15 protein-coding genes and 1 other RNA gene are annotated in these 17551 nt (G+C 64.3%); 4 read left to right on the forward strand and 12 right to left on the reverse strand.

All coding sequences use genetic code 11. The features are described from left to right. The 12 genes from HW466_RS19850 to gyrA form a co-directional block, all read right to left on the reverse strand. Nucleotides 1–1401 carry a UDP-glucose dehydrogenase family protein gene (locus HW466_RS19850; RefSeq protein ID WP_151003981.1) on the reverse strand — a complete coding sequence of 467 codons (1401 nt, stop codon included), beginning with the start codon at nt 1399–1401 and terminating at the stop codon, nt 1–3. A gap of 90 nt (nt 1402–1491) precedes the next feature. Then, nucleotides 1492–2664 (reverse strand): lipopolysaccharide assembly protein LapB, encoded by a 1173-nt coding sequence (lapB, locus tag HW466_RS19855; RefSeq protein ID WP_059543722.1) that lies wholly within the window; start codon nt 2662–2664, stop codon nt 1492–1494. Nucleotides 2665–2717: 53 nt separating this feature from the next. Beyond that, complete coding sequence (locus HW466_RS19860) at nt 2718–3011, reverse strand: lipopolysaccharide assembly protein LapA domain-containing protein (RefSeq protein ID WP_059448226.1); 294 nt, start codon at nt 3009–3011, stop codon at nt 2718–2720. 209 nt (nt 3012–3220) lie between these two features. After that, nucleotides 3221–3544, reverse strand: coding sequence for an integration host factor subunit beta (locus tag HW466_RS19865; protein WP_006750752.1), 324 nt, complete (start codon nt 3542–3544; stop codon nt 3221–3223). Nucleotides 3545–3566: 22 nt separating this feature from the next. After that, nucleotides 3567–5279 carry a 30S ribosomal protein S1 gene (gene rpsA, locus HW466_RS19870; protein ID WP_059448246.1) on the reverse strand — a complete coding sequence of 571 codons (1713 nt, stop codon included), beginning with the start codon at nt 5277–5279 and terminating at the stop codon, nt 3567–3569. Between the two features lie 141 nt (nt 5280–5420). Beyond that, nucleotides 5421–6107, reverse strand: a complete 687-nt coding sequence (gene cmk, locus HW466_RS19875) for a (d)CMP kinase (RefSeq protein ID WP_059507151.1) — start codon at nt 6105–6107, stop codon at nt 5421–5423. A gap of 13 nt (nt 6108–6120) precedes the next feature. Beyond that, nucleotides 6121–7425 carry a 3-phosphoshikimate 1-carboxyvinyltransferase gene (aroA, locus tag HW466_RS19880; protein WP_059507150.1) on the reverse strand — a complete coding sequence of 435 codons (1305 nt, stop codon included), beginning with the start codon at nt 7423–7425 and terminating at the stop codon, nt 6121–6123. A gap of 20 nt (nt 7426–7445) precedes the next feature. Further along, nucleotides 7446–8372 (reverse strand): prephenate dehydrogenase, encoded by a 927-nt coding sequence (locus HW466_RS19885; RefSeq protein ID WP_151003979.1) that lies wholly within the window; start codon nt 8370–8372, stop codon nt 7446–7448. Nucleotides 8373–8557: 185 nt separating this feature from the next. Next, nucleotides 8558–9640, reverse strand: coding sequence for a prephenate dehydratase (gene pheA / locus HW466_RS19890; protein WP_060347905.1), 1083 nt, complete (start codon nt 9638–9640; stop codon nt 8558–8560). A 34-nt stretch (nt 9641–9674) separates the two neighbouring features. Further along, nucleotides 9675–10757, reverse strand: a complete 1083-nt coding sequence (gene serC, locus HW466_RS19895) for a 3-phosphoserine/phosphohydroxythreonine transaminase (RefSeq protein WP_059507148.1) — start codon at nt 10755–10757, stop codon at nt 9675–9677. Between the two features lie 161 nt (nt 10758–10918). After that, the gene (locus HW466_RS19900) at nt 10919–11518 is read right to left on the reverse strand and encodes a DUF2059 domain-containing protein (protein WP_059448245.1); all 600 of its coding nucleotides are present in this window, start codon (nt 11516–11518) and stop codon (nt 10919–10921) included. An 82-nt stretch (nt 11519–11600) separates the two neighbouring features. Beyond that, on the reverse strand, nt 11601–14204 hold the full coding sequence (gene gyrA, locus HW466_RS19905) for a DNA gyrase subunit A (RefSeq protein WP_059448220.1): 2604 nt from the start codon (nt 14202–14204) through the stop codon (nt 11601–11603). A 537-nt stretch (nt 14205–14741) separates the two neighbouring features. Here gyrA and ompA point away from each other — a divergent pair. The 4 genes from ompA (at nt 14742) to ssrA (ending at nt 17381) form a co-directional block, all read left to right on the forward strand. Beyond that, nucleotides 14742–15413 (forward strand): outer membrane protein OmpA, encoded by a 672-nt coding sequence (gene ompA, locus HW466_RS19910; protein WP_044844842.1) that lies wholly within the window; start codon nt 14742–14744, stop codon nt 15411–15413. Between the two features lie 152 nt (nt 15414–15565). After that, nucleotides 15566–16264 (forward strand): bifunctional 2-polyprenyl-6-hydroxyphenol methylase/3-demethylubiquinol 3-O-methyltransferase UbiG, encoded by a 699-nt coding sequence (ubiG, locus tag HW466_RS19915; protein WP_059448219.1) that lies wholly within the window; start codon nt 15566–15568, stop codon nt 16262–16264. 13 nt (nt 16265–16277) lie between these two features. Continuing rightward, nucleotides 16278–16994, forward strand: a complete 717-nt coding sequence (gene gph, locus HW466_RS19920; RefSeq protein WP_151003977.1) for a phosphoglycolate phosphatase — start codon at nt 16278–16280, stop codon at nt 16992–16994. A 17-nt stretch (nt 16995–17011) separates the two neighbouring features. After that, nucleotides 17012–17381, forward strand: a transfer-messenger RNA (tmRNA) gene (gene ssrA, locus HW466_RS19925). The last annotated feature ends 170 nt before the right edge of the window (nt 17382–17551 follow it).

Below are 17551 nucleotides of genomic sequence, written 5' to 3' on the forward strand. Positions count from 1 at the left end.
TCATCCACGGGAAGAGGACTGGGGGGAGACATGCGGGCGCCCGATCGCATGGTAGTCGATGCCGAGTTCGGCCATCGCGTCCGGCTCGTAGAGGTTGCGCCCGTCGAAGATCACCGGCGCCTTCAGTTCGGCCTTCAGGCGCGCGAAATCCGGGCTCCTGAATTCCTTCCATTCGGTGACGATCACGAGCGCATCCGCGGCGGTCACGGCCGCGTCCTGGGAATCGACGAAGTGCAGGCGCGCAAGCGCGTCGGAACCCTCGCCCAGATCGAGCGCGAACACGCGGCGTGCCTCGTCGATCGCGACCGGATCGTACGCGCGCACGATCGCGCCACGCGCGAGCAGCGCGGCGATCAGCCGACGGCTCGGCGCCTCGCGCATGTCGTCCGTGTTCGGCTTGAACGCGAGGCCCCAGACCGCGAATTCGCGACCGCTCAGGTCCGCGCCGAAGCGCTGCTCGATCTTGCCGATCAGCACGTCCTTCTGCGCGGAGTTGGCCGCTTCGACCGCCTCCAGGATGCGCAGTGGCTGACCGTTTTCGCTCGCGGTGCGAATCAACGCCTGCACGTCCTTCGGGAAGCACGAGCCGCCGTAACCGACGCCGGCGTACAGGAAGTGATAGCCGATGCGCGGATCGGAACCGATCCCGCGACGCACGGCTTCGATGTCGGCGCCCACTTTGTCGGCGAGATTCGACATTTCGTTCATGAACGAAATGCGCGTCGCCAGCATCGCGTTCGCCGCGTATTTCGCGAATTCCGCCGAACGCACGTCCATGTAGATCGTACGCTCGTGATTACGGTTGAACGGCGCGTACAGCTTCTTCATCTTCTCGCGCGCCACGGTGCCCGTCTCGTCGTCGTCGACGCCGATGATGATTCGATCCGGACGCATGAAGTCCTCGACCGCCGCACCTTCCTTCAGGAATTCCGGATTGGACACGACCGAGAAACGGTGCGCGACGCTGCCCGCGAGGCCGCGTGCGCCGAGCGCCTCGTCGACCACCGCACGCACGCGCTGCGCGGTGCCGACCGGCACGGTCGACTTGTCGACGATCACCTTGAAGCCGGTCATGTAACGGCCGATGTTGCGCGCGGCCTCAAGCACGTATTGCAGGTCGGCCGAACCATCCTCGTCGGGCGGCGTGCCGACCGCGATGAACTGGATCTCGCCGTGCGCGACGCTCGCCTCGATGTCGGTCGAGAAGCGCAAGCGTCCTGCCGCGCGGTTGCGTGCGATGATGTCGAGCAGGCCCGGTTCGTGAATCGGCATCCCGCCGTTGTTCAGGATCTCGATCTTGCGCGGATCGACATCCAGACAGAAGACGTCGTGACCGATCTCGGCGAGACAGGAGCCCGTGACGAGACCGACATAGCCAGTGCCGATGATGGTGATTTTCATAGATGTTCCGGTACGTCCCGGTAATTGACTAACTTGGCCGCCGGGCCAGGCCCGGCGACAACCGCAGCGCGCGCTCGCCGAACGCCTGGATCAGCCCGGCATCGCCGGTTCGACGCGGCGCGGCGCATAGGTTTCCCACCCGCTGCATCCGGGGCACTGCCAGTAGAAGAGTCGTGCCCGGAAACCGCAATTCTGGCACGTATAGCGTGGCAGATTCTTGGTGCGCTGCTTGATCAGCGCACGCATCATTTCAAGTTCCTTACGACGCGGCTCGTCGGCGGCAGCGATCTGTGCATCCAGCAGGTGCAACATGCCCGACAGGTTCGGCGACTTCTCCATCTGCGTGCGCGCGAGCGTATGGGCCGCTTCCTGGCCGCGCAAACCGGCAATGTGCTGATAGGCAATATCGAGCAGGTCGTTCGACGGATAGCGATCGACGTAGCCCATCAGCAGCTCCGCGCCCTCGACCGGCTTGCCGAGCGCGACGTACGCCTTCATCAGCTTGTCGGCGACGAGCGGCAGATACGCCGGATTCTGCGCTTCGACACGCTTCCAGTGCTCGATCGCGGCCGTGTGGTCGCCCGCCGCCTGCGCGGCATCGCCGGACAGGATCGTCGCGCGGACGTTCTGCGGGTTCGCTGCAAGCGCAAGTGTCAGCTGCTCGGCCGCGGCCGCGGCGTTCTTGCGTTGCAGCGCGTCCTGCGCGAGTTCGCAATGGAACTGCGCGATTTCGATGCCGAGCGGCTTGTCGCTCATCGATTCGATCCGTTTCGCGGTATCGATCGACTTGTTCCAGTCCTTCTCGATCTCGTAGATCGTCAGCAGCGCCCGCTGCGCGCCCAACGCGTAATCGCCATCGGCGAGCCGGTGGAAGGCCTCCTCCGCACGATCGAGCAGGCCGGCCTTCAGGAAATCCTGACCGAGCTCGTACAGCGCGTGATCGCGCTCGTTCACCGGCAGGTCAGTGCGGCTCAGCAGGTTCTGGTGCACGCGGATCGCACGGTCCGTTTCGCCGCGACGGCGAAACAGGTTGCCGAGCGCGAAGTGCAGTTCGACCGTCTCGGGGTCGAGCTTCGCGACCTCGATGAACGCGTCGATCGCCTTGTCCGGTTGTTCGTTCAACAGAAAGTTCAGGCCGCGGAAATACGATCGCGGCAGGTTGGCGCTCTCCGACAGAAGGTTCTTCAGGTCATAGCGTGACGCCGCCCAGCCGAGCGCGAACGCCACGGGAATCGCGAGCAACCACCAGAAATCCAGATCCATGCGAAATATCGAAGCAGAGACGAAAACCGCGCGAAGATCGCGCGGCGTCGGTGTTAAATGACGGGCGGCATCGGCGGCTGGTCGATGACGGCCGGGGTTTCGCGCGCCGCACGCAGATCGCGTTTCAGGCGCCCGTTCTCGAGGCGCATGCGAAAGATCGCCGGCAGCGCGGACAGCAGGCCGGCCAGCAGACCCACGACGAAGAACGCGAGGCCGATCAGGATCAGCGGCGCTTGCCATGCGTATCCGGCAACGAAATTCAGCGTCGCGGTTTGCGTATTGGCCAGTGCAAGCACCAGCAGCAGCACGAACACCAATACCCGGATCAGCCAGACGATAAACTTCATGTAGCCCTCTCTTTGTTGAGGTTTGCCGTGGCGCGCGACTCCCCTTCGCGGCGCCGAATCGACCCGTATTGTAAAGGATGCGTTTGCGCGTCACTGCACATCCTGCGGATGCATCCTGTCACGCGGTTGCCGGAAATGAAAAAAGCGCCCGCAAGGGGCGCTTTTTTTTCAGCCTTCGCCGGACGGATTCCGGGCAAACCGAACGACGCTCAACGCTCGTCGTCCGGATCATCAGCTTTCAGCGGCTCGCCGGCGCGGCCGTCGACGCGTTCACGCAATTCCTTGCCGGGCTTGAAGTGAGGCACGAACTTCTCGGGCACCTGCACTTTCTCCCCCGACTTCGGGTTGCGTCCGACGCGCGCCGGGCGACGGTTGAGGCCGAAGCTGCCGAAACCCCGAATTTCGATGCGATGCCCTTTCGACAAGGCGTCGGACATCGCATCGAGCATCGTTTTCACCGCGAAATCCGCATCCTTGAGGACAAGTTGCGGAAATCGCAGTGCCAGCTGCGCGACCAACTCGGATTTGGTCATACTTCAGCAGACCTCGTGAGGCTTACTGGTTCTGGCCGTCGAGCTTCGCCTTCAGCAGCGCGCCGAGGTTGGTCGTACCGGTCGCGGCAGCGCTCGTGTCCGACTGCAGGCCGCGGATCGCTTCCTGTTGTTCAGCCGAATCCTTCGCCTTGATCGACAGGTTGATGCCACGCGACTTGCGATCGATGTTGATCACCATCGCGTTGACCTTGTCGCCTTCCTTCAGCACGTTGCGTGCGTCTTCGACGCGATCCTGCGAGATTTCCGATGCACGCAGGTAGCCTTCGACGTCGCCCGTCAGCGTGATGACAGCGCCCTTCGCATCGACCGACTTCACCACGCCGTCGACGATCGAACCCTTGTCGTTCATTGCAACGTAGTTGCTGAACGGGTCGCCTTCGAGCTGCTTGATGCCGAGCGAAATACGCTCCTTCTCGACGTCGATACCGAGCACGATCGCTTCGACTTCGTCGCCCTTCTTGTACTTGCGAACGGCTTCTTCGCCAGCTTCGCTCCACGACAGGTCCGACAGGTGGACCAGGCCGTCGATGCCGCCCGGCAGACCGATGAACACGCCGAAGTCGGTGATCGACTTGATTGCGCCCGTGATCTTGTCGCCCTTCTTGAAGTTGCGGCTGAAGTCATCCCACGGGTTCGGCTTGCACTGCTTCATGCCGAGGCTGATACGACGACGGTCTTCGTCGATCTCGAGGACCATGACTTCGACTTCGTCGCCCAGCTGGACAACCTTCGACGGAGCAACGTTCTTGTTGGTCCAGTCCATTTCCGACACGTGGACGAGGCCTTCGATGCCCGATTCCACTTCGACGAATGCGCCGTAGTCGGTGATGTTCGTGACCTTGCCGAACAGGCGCGTGCCCGACGGGTAACGGCGCGAGATGCCTTCCCACGGATCGTCGCCCAGTTGCTTGATGCCCAGCGAGACGCGGTTCTTCTCTTGGTCGAACTTGAGGATCTTCGCGGTGACTTCCTGGCCAACCGACAGGACTTCGCTCGGGTGACGCACGCGACGCCATGCGATGTCGGTGATGTGCAGCAGGCCGTCGATGCCGCCGAGGTCGACGAACGCACCGTAGTCGGTGATGTTCTTGACCACGCCGTTGACGATCGCGCCTTCCTTCAGCGTCTCGAGCAGCTTCGCGCGCTCTTCGCCTTGCGTTGCCTCGATCACTGCACGACGCGACAGCACGACGTTGTTACGCTTGCGATCGAGCTTGATCACGCGGAACTCGAGCGTCTTGCCTTCGTACGGGGTCGTGTCCTTGACCGGACGCGTGTCGACCAGCGAACCCGGCAGGAACGCGCGGATGCCGTTGACCATCACGGTCATGCCGCCCTTCACCTTGCCGGTGATCGTGCCGGTGACGAGTTCGTTGTTGTCGAGGGCCTTTTCCAGCGACAGCCACGATGCGAGGCGCTTCGCCTTGTCGCGCGACAGGATCGTGTCGCCGTAGCCGTTTTCGAGTGCGTCGATCGCGACGGACACGAAATCGCCCGACTGCACCTCAACCTCGCCCTGATCGTTCAGGAATTCCTCGATCGGAATGTAAGCCTCGGACTTCAGGCCTGCATTGACGACCACGAAGTTGTGGTCGACGCGCACGACTTCGGCGGAAATCACTTCGCCGGCGCGCATGTCTTGGCGGGTCAGCGACTCTTCGAACAGAGCCGCAAAGGATTCGGTATTCGGGGTGGAGGTTTGCAGGTCGGACATAAAAATCTGATTGTGCATGGATCGCTGTGCCACGCCGGCCGGAATGGCAGGCTGAAAGGGCCAGATCGAAACCATACGGGGTTAAGGGTTCGAAACACGCTCCGCACTCCTCGCGCGAAGCACCTACTGTTGCCCGCCTTCTCAGGCGGGCTGACCGAGCGCCCGGTACCACTGCAGCACCTGGTCGACTGCTTCATCGACCGAAAGCGCCGACGTGTCGAGCAGCTTGGCATCTGCCGCAGGCTTCAGCGGCGCGGCCGCGCGATTGCTGTCGCGCGCGTCACGTTCACGAAGATCCCGGAGCAAGTCATCTATATTAGCAGAAAAACCTTTTTGCATCAATTGCTTATGCCGTCTGGCCGCGCGCGCCTCGGCGCTGGCCGTCAGGAACACCTTCAGCACGGCGTCCGGGAAGATCACGGTGCCCATGTCGCGGCCGTCCGCGACGAGGCCGGGCGTCTTGCGGAACGCGCGCTGGCGTGCGACGAGCGCGCTACGCACCGGCCCGTGCACCGCGATCGCCGACGCACGGTTGCCGACCGCTTCGGCGCGGATGTCGTTCGACACGTCAACGCCGTCGAGTTGCGCGCACCCCTCGCGGAACGTGATGTGAAGATCGTCGATCAGCTTCACGAGTGCGTCGATGTCCTCGGCCGCAATGCCGTAGCGCACGCTCGCGAGCGCCGCGAGGCGGTACAGCGCACCGCTGTCGAGCAGGTGGAAGCCGAGATGCGCGGCGACAAGCGCCGCCACGGTCCCCTTGCCGGAGGCAGTCGGACCGTCGATCGTGATGACGGGGGTCGGGTGAAAGGGTCGGGTGGATTTCATCGGAACTGTCGGGTCAGGCTTTGGCGAGCGCGGCGAAGCGGTCGAAATAGTCGGGGAACGTCTTGCCGACGCACTTCGGATCGTTGATGCGCACGGGCACGCCGCCCAGGCTGACGAGCGAGAAGCACATCGCCATCCGGTGATCGTCGTACGTGTCGATCGCCGCGTTCGGCGTGAGCCGTTGCGGCGGCGTGACGACCAGGTAGTCAGGGCCTTCCTCGACGGTCGCGCCGACCTTGCGCAGCTCGGTCGCCATCGCGGCGATGCGGTCGGTTTCCTTCACGCGCCAGCTCGCGATGTTGCGCAGCGTGCTCGTGCCGCTCGCGAACAGCGCCGCGACCGCGATCGTCATCGCCGCGTCGGGAATCAGGTTGAAGTCCATGTCGATCGGCTCGAGCTTGCCGTGGTCATGGCCGATGCCGCGCACCTCGATCCAGTCGTCGCCCATCGAAACGTTCGCGCCCATCTGCATCAGCGCGTTCGCGAAGCCGACGTCGCCCTGGATGCTCGCGCGACCCACGCCCTCGACGCGCAGCGGGCCGCCGCCGAGCGCACCGGCCGCGAGGAAGTACGAGGCCGACGACGCATCGCCCTCGACCATGATGCGCCCCGGCGAGCGGTAGCGAACCCCGGCCGGCACGACGAAGCGCTGCCAGCCGTCGCGCTCGACGGTCACGCCGAAGCGCGCCATCAGCCGGATCGTGATGTCGATGTATGGCTTCGAGATCAGTTCGCCGTCGACTTCGACGACGATCCTGCCGTCCTTCGCCTTCACGAGCGGCAGCGTCATCAGCAGCGCGGTGAGGAACTGGCTCGACACGTCGCCGCGCACGCGGATCGGCGCATCGACCGCGATCGCCGCGGGCTTGATCCGCAGCGGCGGAAAGCCTTCGTTCTGCTCGTAGTCGATCTGCGCGCCGATCTGCCGCAGGCCGTCGACGAGGTCGCCGATCGGCCGCTCGTGCATGCGCGGCACGCCGTGCACGCGATAGTCGCCGCCGTTGACCGCGAGCGCCGCCGTCAACGGTCGCACCGCGGTGCCTGCATTGCCGAGGAACAGATCGGCGGTCTTCGCGGTGAACGCGCCGCGCGTGCCGGTGACGACACAGGTGTCGCCCTCGCGGGCGAGCTTCACACCGAGCTTGCCAAGCGCGTCGAGCATCACGCGCGTGTCGTCGGAATCCAGCAGGTTGGTGATCGTCGTATCGCCTTCGGCAAGCGCCGCGAGCAGCAGCACGCGGTTCGAGATGCTTTTCGAACCGGGCAGGCGCACGGTGCCCGATGCGCTGGAATACGGACCGAGATCGAGGTAGTCCATGGGAATCGTCCTGTTTCCTGTTATTTCTTGACCGGTTCGGCAGCGGGCTGCGCGCCACGTTCCTGCCATGCCTTGCGTGCAGCGCGCGAGCGCGTGAACACGGCTTCGAGCGCCGCGCCATCGCCGGCGTCTATCGCCGCACGCAGCCGGGCGAGCACGCGCGTGTAGCCGTCGAGCTCATCGAGCAGCGCCGCACGATTCGCGATACATACGTCGCGCCACATTTCCGGGCTCGATGCTGCAATTCGCGTGAAGTCGCGGAAGCCACCCGCCGCGTACGAGAATTTCAGTTCGGCGTCCGCCTCGCCGAGAATCTGCTCGACGAGCGCGAACGACAGCACGTGCGGCAGATGACTGATCGACGCGAACACGCGATCGTGCTGCGCCGTGCTCATCGTGCGCACGTCGGCGCCGGTCGCCCGCCACATCGCTTCGATCCGCGCGACCGATTGCGGCGCGTTCTCCGGCAGCGGACACAGCACGACGTTGCGCCCGACGTACAGATCCGGCAGCGCAGCTTCGACGCCGCTCGATTCGCGCCCGGCGATCGGATGGCCCGGAACGAATTGCGCGATCCGCGCGCCGAGCGCATCGCGCGCGGCCGCGACGACGTCCGACTTGGTGCTGCCGGCGTCCGTGACGAGCGCCGTTACGTCGAGCCACGGCGCGATGCGTGCGAGCAACGGGCCCGTTTGCGCGACGGGCGCGGCCAGCAGCACGAGATCGGCGCCGGCGAGCGCGTCGCGCAGTTGCGCATCGTCATCGAGCGCCACCGCACGATCGATCACGCCCAGCGCGAGCGCGCGCTCGACCGATGCACGCGAACGACCGATGCCGACGACTTCGCCCGCACCACCCGGTGCGCGCTCGCGCAGCGCGCGCGCCAGCGATCCGCCGATCAGGCCGACGCCGAAGATCACAAGTTTGTTGAATGCAAAGCCTGACACGACTAGAGCCAAGTGACGCACGCGGAACGTCGCCCCGCGCACGGAAATCCAGATTCCGGGCAACGGGCCCGATCCGGCGCGATGTGCACCGGATACCGCCCGAACCCGCCTTGGGCAGCGCCGCCAGGCCTGCCCTGCACGCTGCCCGCGCCGCCCCTTCGCCGCCGGCGACCGGCCGTTACGCGTCAGCGCGCGCGCGGATACGAACCGAGTATCTTCAGGAACGCGGCCTTCTGGCCGAGCTCCGCGAGCGCGGCTGCCACGGGTGGTTCGTCCCGGTGCCCTTCGATGTCGATGTAGAAGTAATACTCCCACGTGCCGACCCGCGCCGGGCGCGACTCGAAGCGCGTCATCGACACGCCGTGCCGCGCGAGCGGTTCGAGCAGCTTGAACACCGCGCCCGGCTCGTTCTTCACCGACACGATCAGCGACGTCTGGTCGTGACCGCTCTGCCCGGCGGCCTGCTTGCCGACGATCACGAAGCGCGTGCGGTTGTGCGGGTCGTCCTGGATCAGCGAGAACGCGATCTGCAGGCCGTAGTGCGCAGCCGCGCGGTCGCCGGCAATCGCCGCGACACTCGGATCCGCCGCCGCGAGACGCGCGGCCTCCGCATTGCTCGCCACCGCCTGCCGCTCCAGGTGCGGCGCGTTCGCAGCAAGCCACTGCTGGCATTGCGCGAGCGCCTGCGCATGCGCGCAGACGCGCGTCACACCGTCGAGCGTGCCGCTCTGCGTGAGCAGGTTGTGATGGATCGGCAGCGCGAGTTCGCCGCTGATCAGCAACTGCGTCTGCAGCAACAGGTCGAGCGTGCGCGATACCGCGCCTTCGGTCGAGTTCTCGACCGGTGCGATGCCGAATGCGGACGCGCCGGCCTCGACCGAGCGGAACACCTCGTCGATCGACGGACACGGCAGGCCTTCGATCGACTGGCCGAAATACTCGAACATTGCCTGTTCGCTGTACGTGCCGACCGGCCCGAGGAACGCGACGTGGATCGTCTGTTCGAGCGCGCGGCTCGCGGCCATGATCTCGCGCCAGATGGCGCTGATGTGCTCGCTCGCAAGCGGCCCCGCGCTCATGTCCTGCAGGCGCGCGATCACCTGCAGCTCGCGCTCCGGCCGGAACACCGGCGCGTTGAAATGCTTCTTGACCTCGCCCACCTCGAGCGCCACTGCGGCGCGCTGGTTGAGGAGCGCGATCAGCTGCGCGTCGATCGCGTCGATGCGGTCGCGCAGCGGTTTCAAGCGGGAATTCAGTTCGTCGTCCATGCGTAGTTGCCGTGCTGTTTGAACAGCGCCGCGCTCAGGCGCCGCGCTGTTCGAAGTCCTTCATGTACTCGACGAGCGCTTTCACGCCCTCGAGCGGCACCGCGTTGTAGATCGACGCCCGCATGCCGCCGACGGACTTGTGGCCCTTCAGCTGCAGCAGCCCGCGCGCCTTTGCGCCGGCAAGGAAGTCTTCATTGCGCGTTTCGTCGGCCAGGAAAAAGGGCACGTTCATACGCGAACGTGCCGCCGGCTCGACCTTGTTCAGATAGAAGCTGCTCGCATCGATCGTGTCGTAGAGCAGCTTCGCCTTCTCGACATTGCGCGCCTCGATCGCCTCGAGGCCGCCCTGCCGCTTCAGCCACTGGAACACGAGCCCTGCGATGTAGATCGCATAGGTGGGCGGCGTGTTGTACAGCGAGTTGTTCGCGGCGACGGTTTTCCATTCGAATGCCGACGGGCAGATCGACAGCGCACGATCGAGCAGATCCTCGCGAACGATCACGACCGTCACGCCGGCCATCCCGATGTTCTTCTGCGCGCCGCCGAACAGCACGCCGTACTTCGCGACGTCCATCGGACGCGACAGGATGTGCGACGACACGTCGGCGACGAGCGGCACGTCGCCGAGGTCGGGAATGTCGAACGTCTCGACGCCGTCGATCGTCTCGTTCGTGCACAGATGCACGTAAGCCGGATCGTCCGACAGCTGCCATTCGGCACGGGCGGGCGCGCGCGTGAAACCGTCGGCCGTCTTGCCGGATGCAGCCAGATGCGGGGTACCGTATTTCTTCGCTTCGTTGAACGACTTCTGCGACCACGAGCCCGTCACGACGAAATCGGCGGTCTTGCGCGAACCGAGCAGGTTCATCGGCACGATCGCGTTCTCGGCGATGCCGCCGCCCTGCAGGAACAGGATCCGATGGCTGGCCGGCACATCGAGCAGTTCGCGCAGGTCGGCAAGCGCTGCCTCGTGGATCGACATGAACTCCTTGCCGCGATGGCTCATCTCCATCACGCTCATGCCGCTGCCGTGCCAGTCGAGCATTTCGTCGGCGGCCTGCCGCAGCACTTCCTCGGGCAGCGCCGCAGGACCGGCGGAGAAATTAAAGACGCGCATCGTGAAAACCTCGGGAGGGACGCGACCGGCTTGCCGCCGGCAGAAAGAACCGCGCCAGAAAAGGAATGGCCGCTTGCGCTCGCGCGCAAACGGCCATTATCGCACTGTCATCAGGCTCCCGCCAAACCCGGCCGAACGGCCGGGCGGCGTGCCCCGACGGCTTACTTGCCCGGCTTGACTGCCGCGACTTCCTTGTCAGCCTGCGCGCGCGTTGCCTGGATCGCTTGCGGCATGTACTTCTGCATCAGGCCGTTGACCACGTCGCGGCCGACCTGATCCTGGACCTGAATGAACTTGCGGCCCGTCGGGCTCTTGTAGAACGTCGTCAGATCCTTGATCTCCGACGTGCTGTAGTACTTCGCGTATGCGTCGTACTGAGCCGACATCGCGTCGCTCTGGAACTGCTGCGTGCCGAACACCTTGCCCGCGCCGTCAACCAGCTTCGGCACCGCGTTCTTCTGCAGCGTCGGCACGGCGGCTTGCTTTTGCTTGTCGTTCAGCGTCTTGTTTTCCGACAGCGCGTCCGACAGGATCGCCGGCACGAGCTGCTTTGCCTGCATCTCGGCGCTGTTGCCGATTGCCGACACGAGCTTCGGCGCGTCGATCGCGTCGAGCAGATCCTTGATCGCAGCCTTCTTGTCGGCGTCGATCGGCGCAGCTGCTGCCGTTGCGGCCGGTGCGGAATTCGACAGCGCTTGCGCCATCGCGAACGTCGGCACCAGTGCAGCCAGCAGAACCAGTTGCTTGAATTGCTTTTGCATCATCACTCCCTCTTGGAAATATGAATGGTTGCTCGCCGACCGCGGCGCGTTACGCCCGCGGCGGCTCGAGTCTCATCCGTTCTCAGGCTTCGCCGTCCGACGCCTCGTCGGCCTCGCCGTCGCCCTCCTCCGCTTCTGCGATCTGCTGCAGGCCGGAGAGCTTCGTACCCTCATCGAGACTGATGAGTGTAACACCTTGCGTGGCGCGTCCCATCTCGCGAATCTCGGACACGCGGGTACGAATCAATACGCCGGCAGTCGTGATCAGCATGATCTGATCCTCGGCGTCGACGAGCGTCGCCGCGACGACCTTGCCGTTGCGCTCCGACGTCTGGATCGCGATCATCCCCTTCGTGCCGCGGCCGTGACGCGTGTACTCGGTGATCGGCGTGCGCTTGCCGTAGCCGTTCTCGGTCGCGGTGAGCACGGTCTGCTCCTCGCTGCCCGCAACCAGCAGCGCGATGACCTGCTGCCCGTCCTCGAGCTGCATGCCGCGCACGCCGCGCGCTTCCCGGCCCATCGGGCGCACGTCGTTCTCGTCGAAGCGCACGGCCTTGCCGGCGTCGGAGAACAGCATCACGTCGTGCGCGCCGTCGGTGATCGATGCGCCGATCAGATAGTCGCCTTCGTCGAGACCGACCGCGATGATGCCCTTCTTCATCGGACGGCTGAATGCCTCGAGCGGCGTCTTCTTCACGGTACCGAGCGATGTCGCCATGAACACGAACTTGTCGGCCGAGAATTCCTTGACCGGCAGCACGACGTTGATCTTCTCGCCGTCCTGCAACGGGAACATGTTGACGATCGGGCGACCGCGCGAGTTGCGCGAGCCCTGCGGCACTTCATATACCTTGACCCAGTACACGCGGCCGCGGTTCGAGAAGCACAGGATGTAATCGTGCGTGTTCGCGATGAACAGCGTCTCGATCCAGTCGTCTTCCTTCATCTGCGTCGCCTGCTTGCCGCGGCCGCCGCGCTTCTGCGCGCGATACTCGGACAGCGGCTGCGACTTCACGTAGCCCGCGTGCGACATCGTGACGACCATGTCCTGCGGCGTGATCAGGTCTTCGGTATTCAGCTCGGTCGCGTTCAGCTCGATCTTCGAGCGGCGTGCGTCGCCGAATTCGGCCTTCACCGTCGTCAGCTCTTCGCCGATCATCGTCGTGATCCGCTCGGGGCGCGCGAGGATGTCCAGCAAGTCGGCGATCTGCGCCATCACTTCGCGGTACTCACCGATGATCTTGTCCTGCTCAAGACCGGTCAGGCGCTGCAGACGCATCTGCAGGATTTCCTGCGCCTGCGTGTCGGACAGACGGTACAGCCCGTCGGCCTGCATCCCGAACGCCGGGTTCAGACCTTCCGGACGGTACGCGGAGCGGCCGCCCGCCGACGCGTTCTCCGTCTCGGCGCGCGTCAGCATCTCGCGCACGAGCGACGAATCCCACGGCTTGGCCATCAGTTCCTGCTTCGCGATCGGCGGCGTCGGCGCTGCCTTGATGATCGCGATGAACTCGTCGATGTTCGCGAGCGCGACCGCGAGACCTTCGAGCACGTGGCCGCGTTCGCGGGCCTTGCGCAGTTCGTAGATCGTGCGGCGCGTCAGCACTTCGCGTCGATGCGACAGGAAGCACTGCAGGATTTCCTTCAGGTTCAGCAGCTTCGGCTGGCCGTCGACCAGCGCGACCATGTTCATGCCGAATGTGTCCTGCAGCTGCGTCGCCTTGTACAGGTTGTTCAGCACCACTTCGGGCACTTCGCCGCGCTTGAGCTCGATCACGACGCGCATGCCGCTCTTGTCGGACTCGTCGCGGATGTCGGAGATGCCCTCGAGCTTCTTCTCGTTGACCAGCTCGGCGATGCGCTCGAGCAGCGAGCGCTTGTTCACCTGGTACGGCAGTTCGTCGACGATGATCGCCATCCGCTGGCCGCGGTCGATTTCCTCAAAGTGCGTGGCCGCGCGCATCACGACGCGGCCGCGCCCGGTGCGATAGCCGTCGCGCACGCCGGCGACACCGTAGATGATGCCGGCCGTCGGGAAGTCCGGCGCCGGGATGATCTCGATCAGCTCGTCGATCGTCGCTTCCGGGTTGTTCAGCAGGTGCTGGCACGCGTCGACGACTTCGTTCAGGTTGTGCGGCGGGATGTTGGTCGCCATGCCGACCGCGATACCCGACGAGCCGTTGATCAGCAGGTTCGGGATGCGCGACGGCAGGACCGACGGCTGCGTTTCGTTGCCGTCGTAGTTCGGCTCGAAGTCGACCGTTTCCTTGTCGATGTCGGCGAGCAGTTCATGACCGATCTTCGCCATGCGAATTTCGGTGTAACGCATCGCCGCGGCGTTGTCGCCGTCGATCGAGCCGAAGTTGCCCTGTCCGTCGATCAGCATGTAGCGCAGCGAGAAGTCCTGCGCCATCCGCACGATCGTGTCGTACACCGCGGTATCGCCGTGAGGGTGATACTTACCGATCACGTCACCGACGATACGCGCCGATTTCTTGTACGCGCGGTTCCAGTCGTTGTTCAGTTCGTGCATCGCGAACAGTACGCGCCGGTGCACGGGCTTCAGGCCATCGCGGACATCCGGAAGGGCACGTCCGACGATCACGCTCATCGCGTAATCGAGATACGAACGGCGCATTTCCTCCTCTAGGGAGGTGGGCAGGGTCTCTTTGGCGAATTGATCCATGTATCCGTATCGTTTCGGAGCGAAGACGGCGAACGCCTTTCGCGTGGGCGCTGCATGCGCAACGCAACGCGAGATTCTAACATGCGCCCATCGGCCGCCAATTCGCCGCCCCCTCTATATGTAAACAGCAAAAATCGCCGCCCATGGAAAAGGCGCGCCGGAGCGGTCCGGGTCGCACCCCTCGAGCGTTCGGCGGTGTCGCCCGGATACTTGTCACGCCCGCGCGTAAACCCTTGCGGGCTTTCGTGCAATTTCGCGGGCACGCTCTTGACAATCCCTAAAAGTTACGGCAGGCGGGTGTTGCGCATGCACCACAAAGTTGAAGCGATCTTGGGGTGGGGAGGATTTTTTTTCGTAGGAAGGGAACGATATGGCAAAATGCCAACGCACTGAAAGTTAGACGCTGCTCGAAGTCTACACAGAGCGGTGCCGCGTTTTTTGTGCCGCACCAATGTTATACTTCGAGCAATGTATGACTTGTCACCGTCAACAGGCTCGCAGTAAACCTGCGGTAATCTCAATTTCGAGAGGAGAAATATGAATAAACTTTCAAAGCTCGCGTTCATTGCAGCTACCGCAGTTATGGCTGCATCCGCTTCGGCACAGTCGGTGCCGGCGTCGCGTCAAGCCGTCAACGACAACTGGGTGAACGGCACGGGCGAATGGGTGTGGATGAACGGCACGAACGAGCTCTGCTGGCGTGACGCGTTCTGGACGCCGGCCACCGCCAACGCGAAGTGCGATGGCGCACTGGTCGCCCAGGCACCGGCACCGGCACCGGTCGCACCGGTTGCTCCGGCCATCACCAGCCAGAAGATCACGTACCAAGCCGACGCACTGTTCGACTTCGACAAGGCAACGCTCAAGCCGCTGGGCAAGCAGAAGCTGGACGAACTGGCTTCGAAGATCCAGGGCATGAACACGGAAGTGGTCGTCGCAACGGGCTACACGGACCGCATCGGTTCGGACAAGTACAACGACCGCCTGTCGCTGCGCCGTGCGCAAGCTGTCAAGTCGTACCTGGTCAGCAAGGGTGTCCCGGCCAACAAGATCTACACGGAAGGCAAGGGCAAGCGCAACCCGGTCACGACCGGCTGCAACCAGAAGAACCGCAAGCAACTGATCGCCTGCCTCGCACCGGATCGCCGCGTGGAAGTGGAAGTGGTCGGTACGCAAGAAGTCCAGAAGACGACCGTTCCGGCGCAGTAAGCCGCGGTTTTCGACTGCTCAAAGCCCCGCTCCGGCGGGGCTTTTTCTTTGACGCCCGTCCAGGCGCTCGCTGGCCTCGTCGTGCGCCCGCTTATATACTCGGGGCTTGATGTACCAACGCACCGCCCTCCTTCCGTAGCCCGTTTGCCGACATGACCAACGCCGATCCGCACGAACTCCAGAAATTCAGCGACCTCGCCCATCGGTGGTGGGATCCGAATGCCGAATTCAAGCCCTTGCACGACCTGAACCCGGTCCGGCTCGGCTGGATCGATTCACACGCGCATCTCGCCGGCAAGCGCGCACTCGATATCGGCTGCGGCGGCGGCATCCTGTCCGAATCGATGGCCGGCCTCGGCGCCCAGGTGAAGGGCATCGACCTGTCGACCGAAGCGCTCGGCGTCGCCGACCTGCACAGTCTCGAAAGCGGCATCACCGTGGATTACGAGGCGATCGCCGCCGAAGCGATCGCCGAACGCGAGCCGGGCACTTACGACGTCGTCACCTGCATGGAGATGCTCGAGCACGTGCCGTCGCCGGCCGGCGTCGTCGCCGCATGCGCAACGCTCGTGAAGCCGGGCGGCTGGGTGTTCTTCTCCACGCTGAACCGCAACCTGAAGTCCTACCTGTTCGCGGTGATCGGTGCCGAGTACATCGCGCAGATGCTGCCGAAGGGCACCCATGACTACGCGCGCTTCATCCGCCCGTCGGAACTGGCGAGCTTCGTGCGCGCGACCGATCTGCACATCGTGGAGATCAAGGGCATCACCTATCATCCGATCGGCAAGCGCTTCGCGCTGTCGAACGATACCGACATCAATTATCTCGTCGCGTGCCGCCGCGGCGCGTGACCCTCCGACTCGCATGACGATTACCCTTTCGACCGGGCGGCCTGCAGTCGACGCGCCGCGCCTGCTGCACTGCGACGCCGTGCTGTTCGACCTCGACGGCACGCTCGCCGACACCGCGCCCGATCTCGCGGCTGCCGTTCACAAGATGCAGCGCGTGCGCGGCCTGCCCGAAACGCCGCTCGACGTGCTGCGACCGCTGGCATCGGCCGGTGCGCGCGGCCTGCTCGGCGGCGCATTCGGCATCGACCCGCAATCGCCGAGCTATGAAGCGATGCGCGACGAATTCCTGACGAATTACGCGACCGACATCTGCGTGCATACGATTCTGTTCCCCGGGATCGACGATGTGCTCGACGAACTCGATGCACGGGGCGTGCGCTGGGGCATCGTCACGAACAAGGCGATGCGCCTCACCGCGCCGCTCGCCGACCTGCTCGGCCTCACGGCGCGCGCGGCGTGCATCGTCGGGGGCGACACAACGCCGCACTCGAAGCCGCATCCGGCCCCGCTGTTGCATGCGGCGGAACAAATGACGCTCGCGCCGGAGCGCATCGTCTACGTCGGCGACGATCTTCGCGACATCCAGGCCGGTAGCGCGGCGGGGATGGCGACGGTCGCGGCCGCGTACGGCTACTGCGGCGACGGCGTCGCGCCGGCCGACTGGCAGGCGCAGCATCTCGTCGGCACGACGCAGGAACTGCGCGAACTGCTGCGCGATGTTGGGCTATAATGATCGATCTTATCCGCGGGGGCGACCTGGTTTCGACAGGGGTTGTGAAGCGGCTAGGGCATGTCGAGGACCCGTCACCTCGTTAATCAATGGGAAAATCGTAACTGCAAACGACGATACGTTCGCACTGGCAGCCTAAGGGCCGCCGTCCTCTGCCTAGTTCACTGACGGGCTAGTGTCGCAAGACCGGTAGCAATACCGCCAGAGGTCATTTACGTCAGTTAAGCCCTGTCGGCGTCGCGACGCCAGGGTCGAAAACCTAGCGAATCGCCGTAGCGCAGCGTGTTCGTCCGCGTCGCTGCGGTTAAATCAAATGACTGAACTAAACATGTAGAACTAGTCGTGGAGCGCTTCTGGACGCGGGTTCGATTCCCGCCGCCTCCACCAGATTCCGCGCTTTGACGCACGAACCCCGCACGACGCGAGTCTGCGGGGTTTAATAGGATGGTCAGCCCGATCCTCACTCAGCGGACTACGCTGAGTGAGGATTTTGTCCTTCTGGAGGGCCATCATGGACACGGTATCGCTGATCGGAGTCGATCTCGGCAAGCACTGCT

The organism is Burkholderia territorii (assembly GCF_902833055.1).
GTDB classification, from domain to species: domain Bacteria; phylum Pseudomonadota; class Gammaproteobacteria; order Burkholderiales; family Burkholderiaceae; genus Burkholderia; species Burkholderia territorii.

Excerpts from the sequence above, each read along its gene's own strand:
- gyrA (WP_059448220.1), bottom strand. The coding sequence starts at position 14,204 with ATGGATCAATTCGCCAAAGAGACCCTGCCCACCTCCCTAGAGGAGGAA.
- HW466_RS19860 (WP_059448226.1), bottom strand. The coding sequence starts at position 3,011 with ATGAAGTTTATCGTCTGGCTGATCCGGGTATTGGTGTTCGTGCTGCTG.
- rpsA (WP_059448246.1), bottom strand. The coding sequence starts at position 5,279 with ATGTCCGACCTGCAAACCTCCACCCCGAATACCGAATCCTTTGCGGCT.
- ompA (WP_044844842.1), top strand. The coding sequence starts at position 14,742 with ATGAATAAACTTTCAAAGCTCGCGTTCATTGCAGCTACCGCAGTTATG.
- pheA (WP_060347905.1), bottom strand. The coding sequence starts at position 9,640 with ATGGACGACGAACTGAATTCCCGCTTGAAACCGCTGCGCGACCGCATC.
- gph (WP_151003977.1), top strand. The coding sequence starts at position 16,278 with ATGACGATTACCCTTTCGACCGGGCGGCCTGCAGTCGACGCGCCGCGC.
- lapB (WP_059543722.1), bottom strand. The coding sequence starts at position 2,664 with ATGGATCTGGATTTCTGGTGGTTGCTCGCGATTCCCGTGGCGTTCGCG.
- ubiG (WP_059448219.1), top strand. The coding sequence starts at position 15,566 with ATGACCAACGCCGATCCGCACGAACTCCAGAAATTCAGCGACCTCGCC.
- HW466_RS19850 (WP_151003981.1), bottom strand. The coding sequence starts at position 1,401 with ATGAAAATCACCATCATCGGCACTGGCTATGTCGGTCTCGTCACGGGC.
- HW466_RS19900 (WP_059448245.1), bottom strand. The coding sequence starts at position 11,518 with ATGCAAAAGCAATTCAAGCAACTGGTTCTGCTGGCTGCACTGGTGCCG.
- HW466_RS19865 (WP_006750752.1), bottom strand. The coding sequence starts at position 3,544 with ATGACCAAATCCGAGTTGGTCGCGCAGCTGGCACTGCGATTTCCGCAA.
- cmk (WP_059507151.1), bottom strand. The coding sequence starts at position 6,107 with ATGAAATCCACCCGACCCTTTCACCCGACCCCCGTCATCACGATCGAC.
- serC (WP_059507148.1), bottom strand. The coding sequence starts at position 10,757 with ATGCGCGTCTTTAATTTCTCCGCCGGTCCTGCGGCGCTGCCCGAGGAA.
- aroA (WP_059507150.1), bottom strand. The coding sequence starts at position 7,425 with ATGGACTACCTCGATCTCGGTCCGTATTCCAGCGCATCGGGCACCGTG.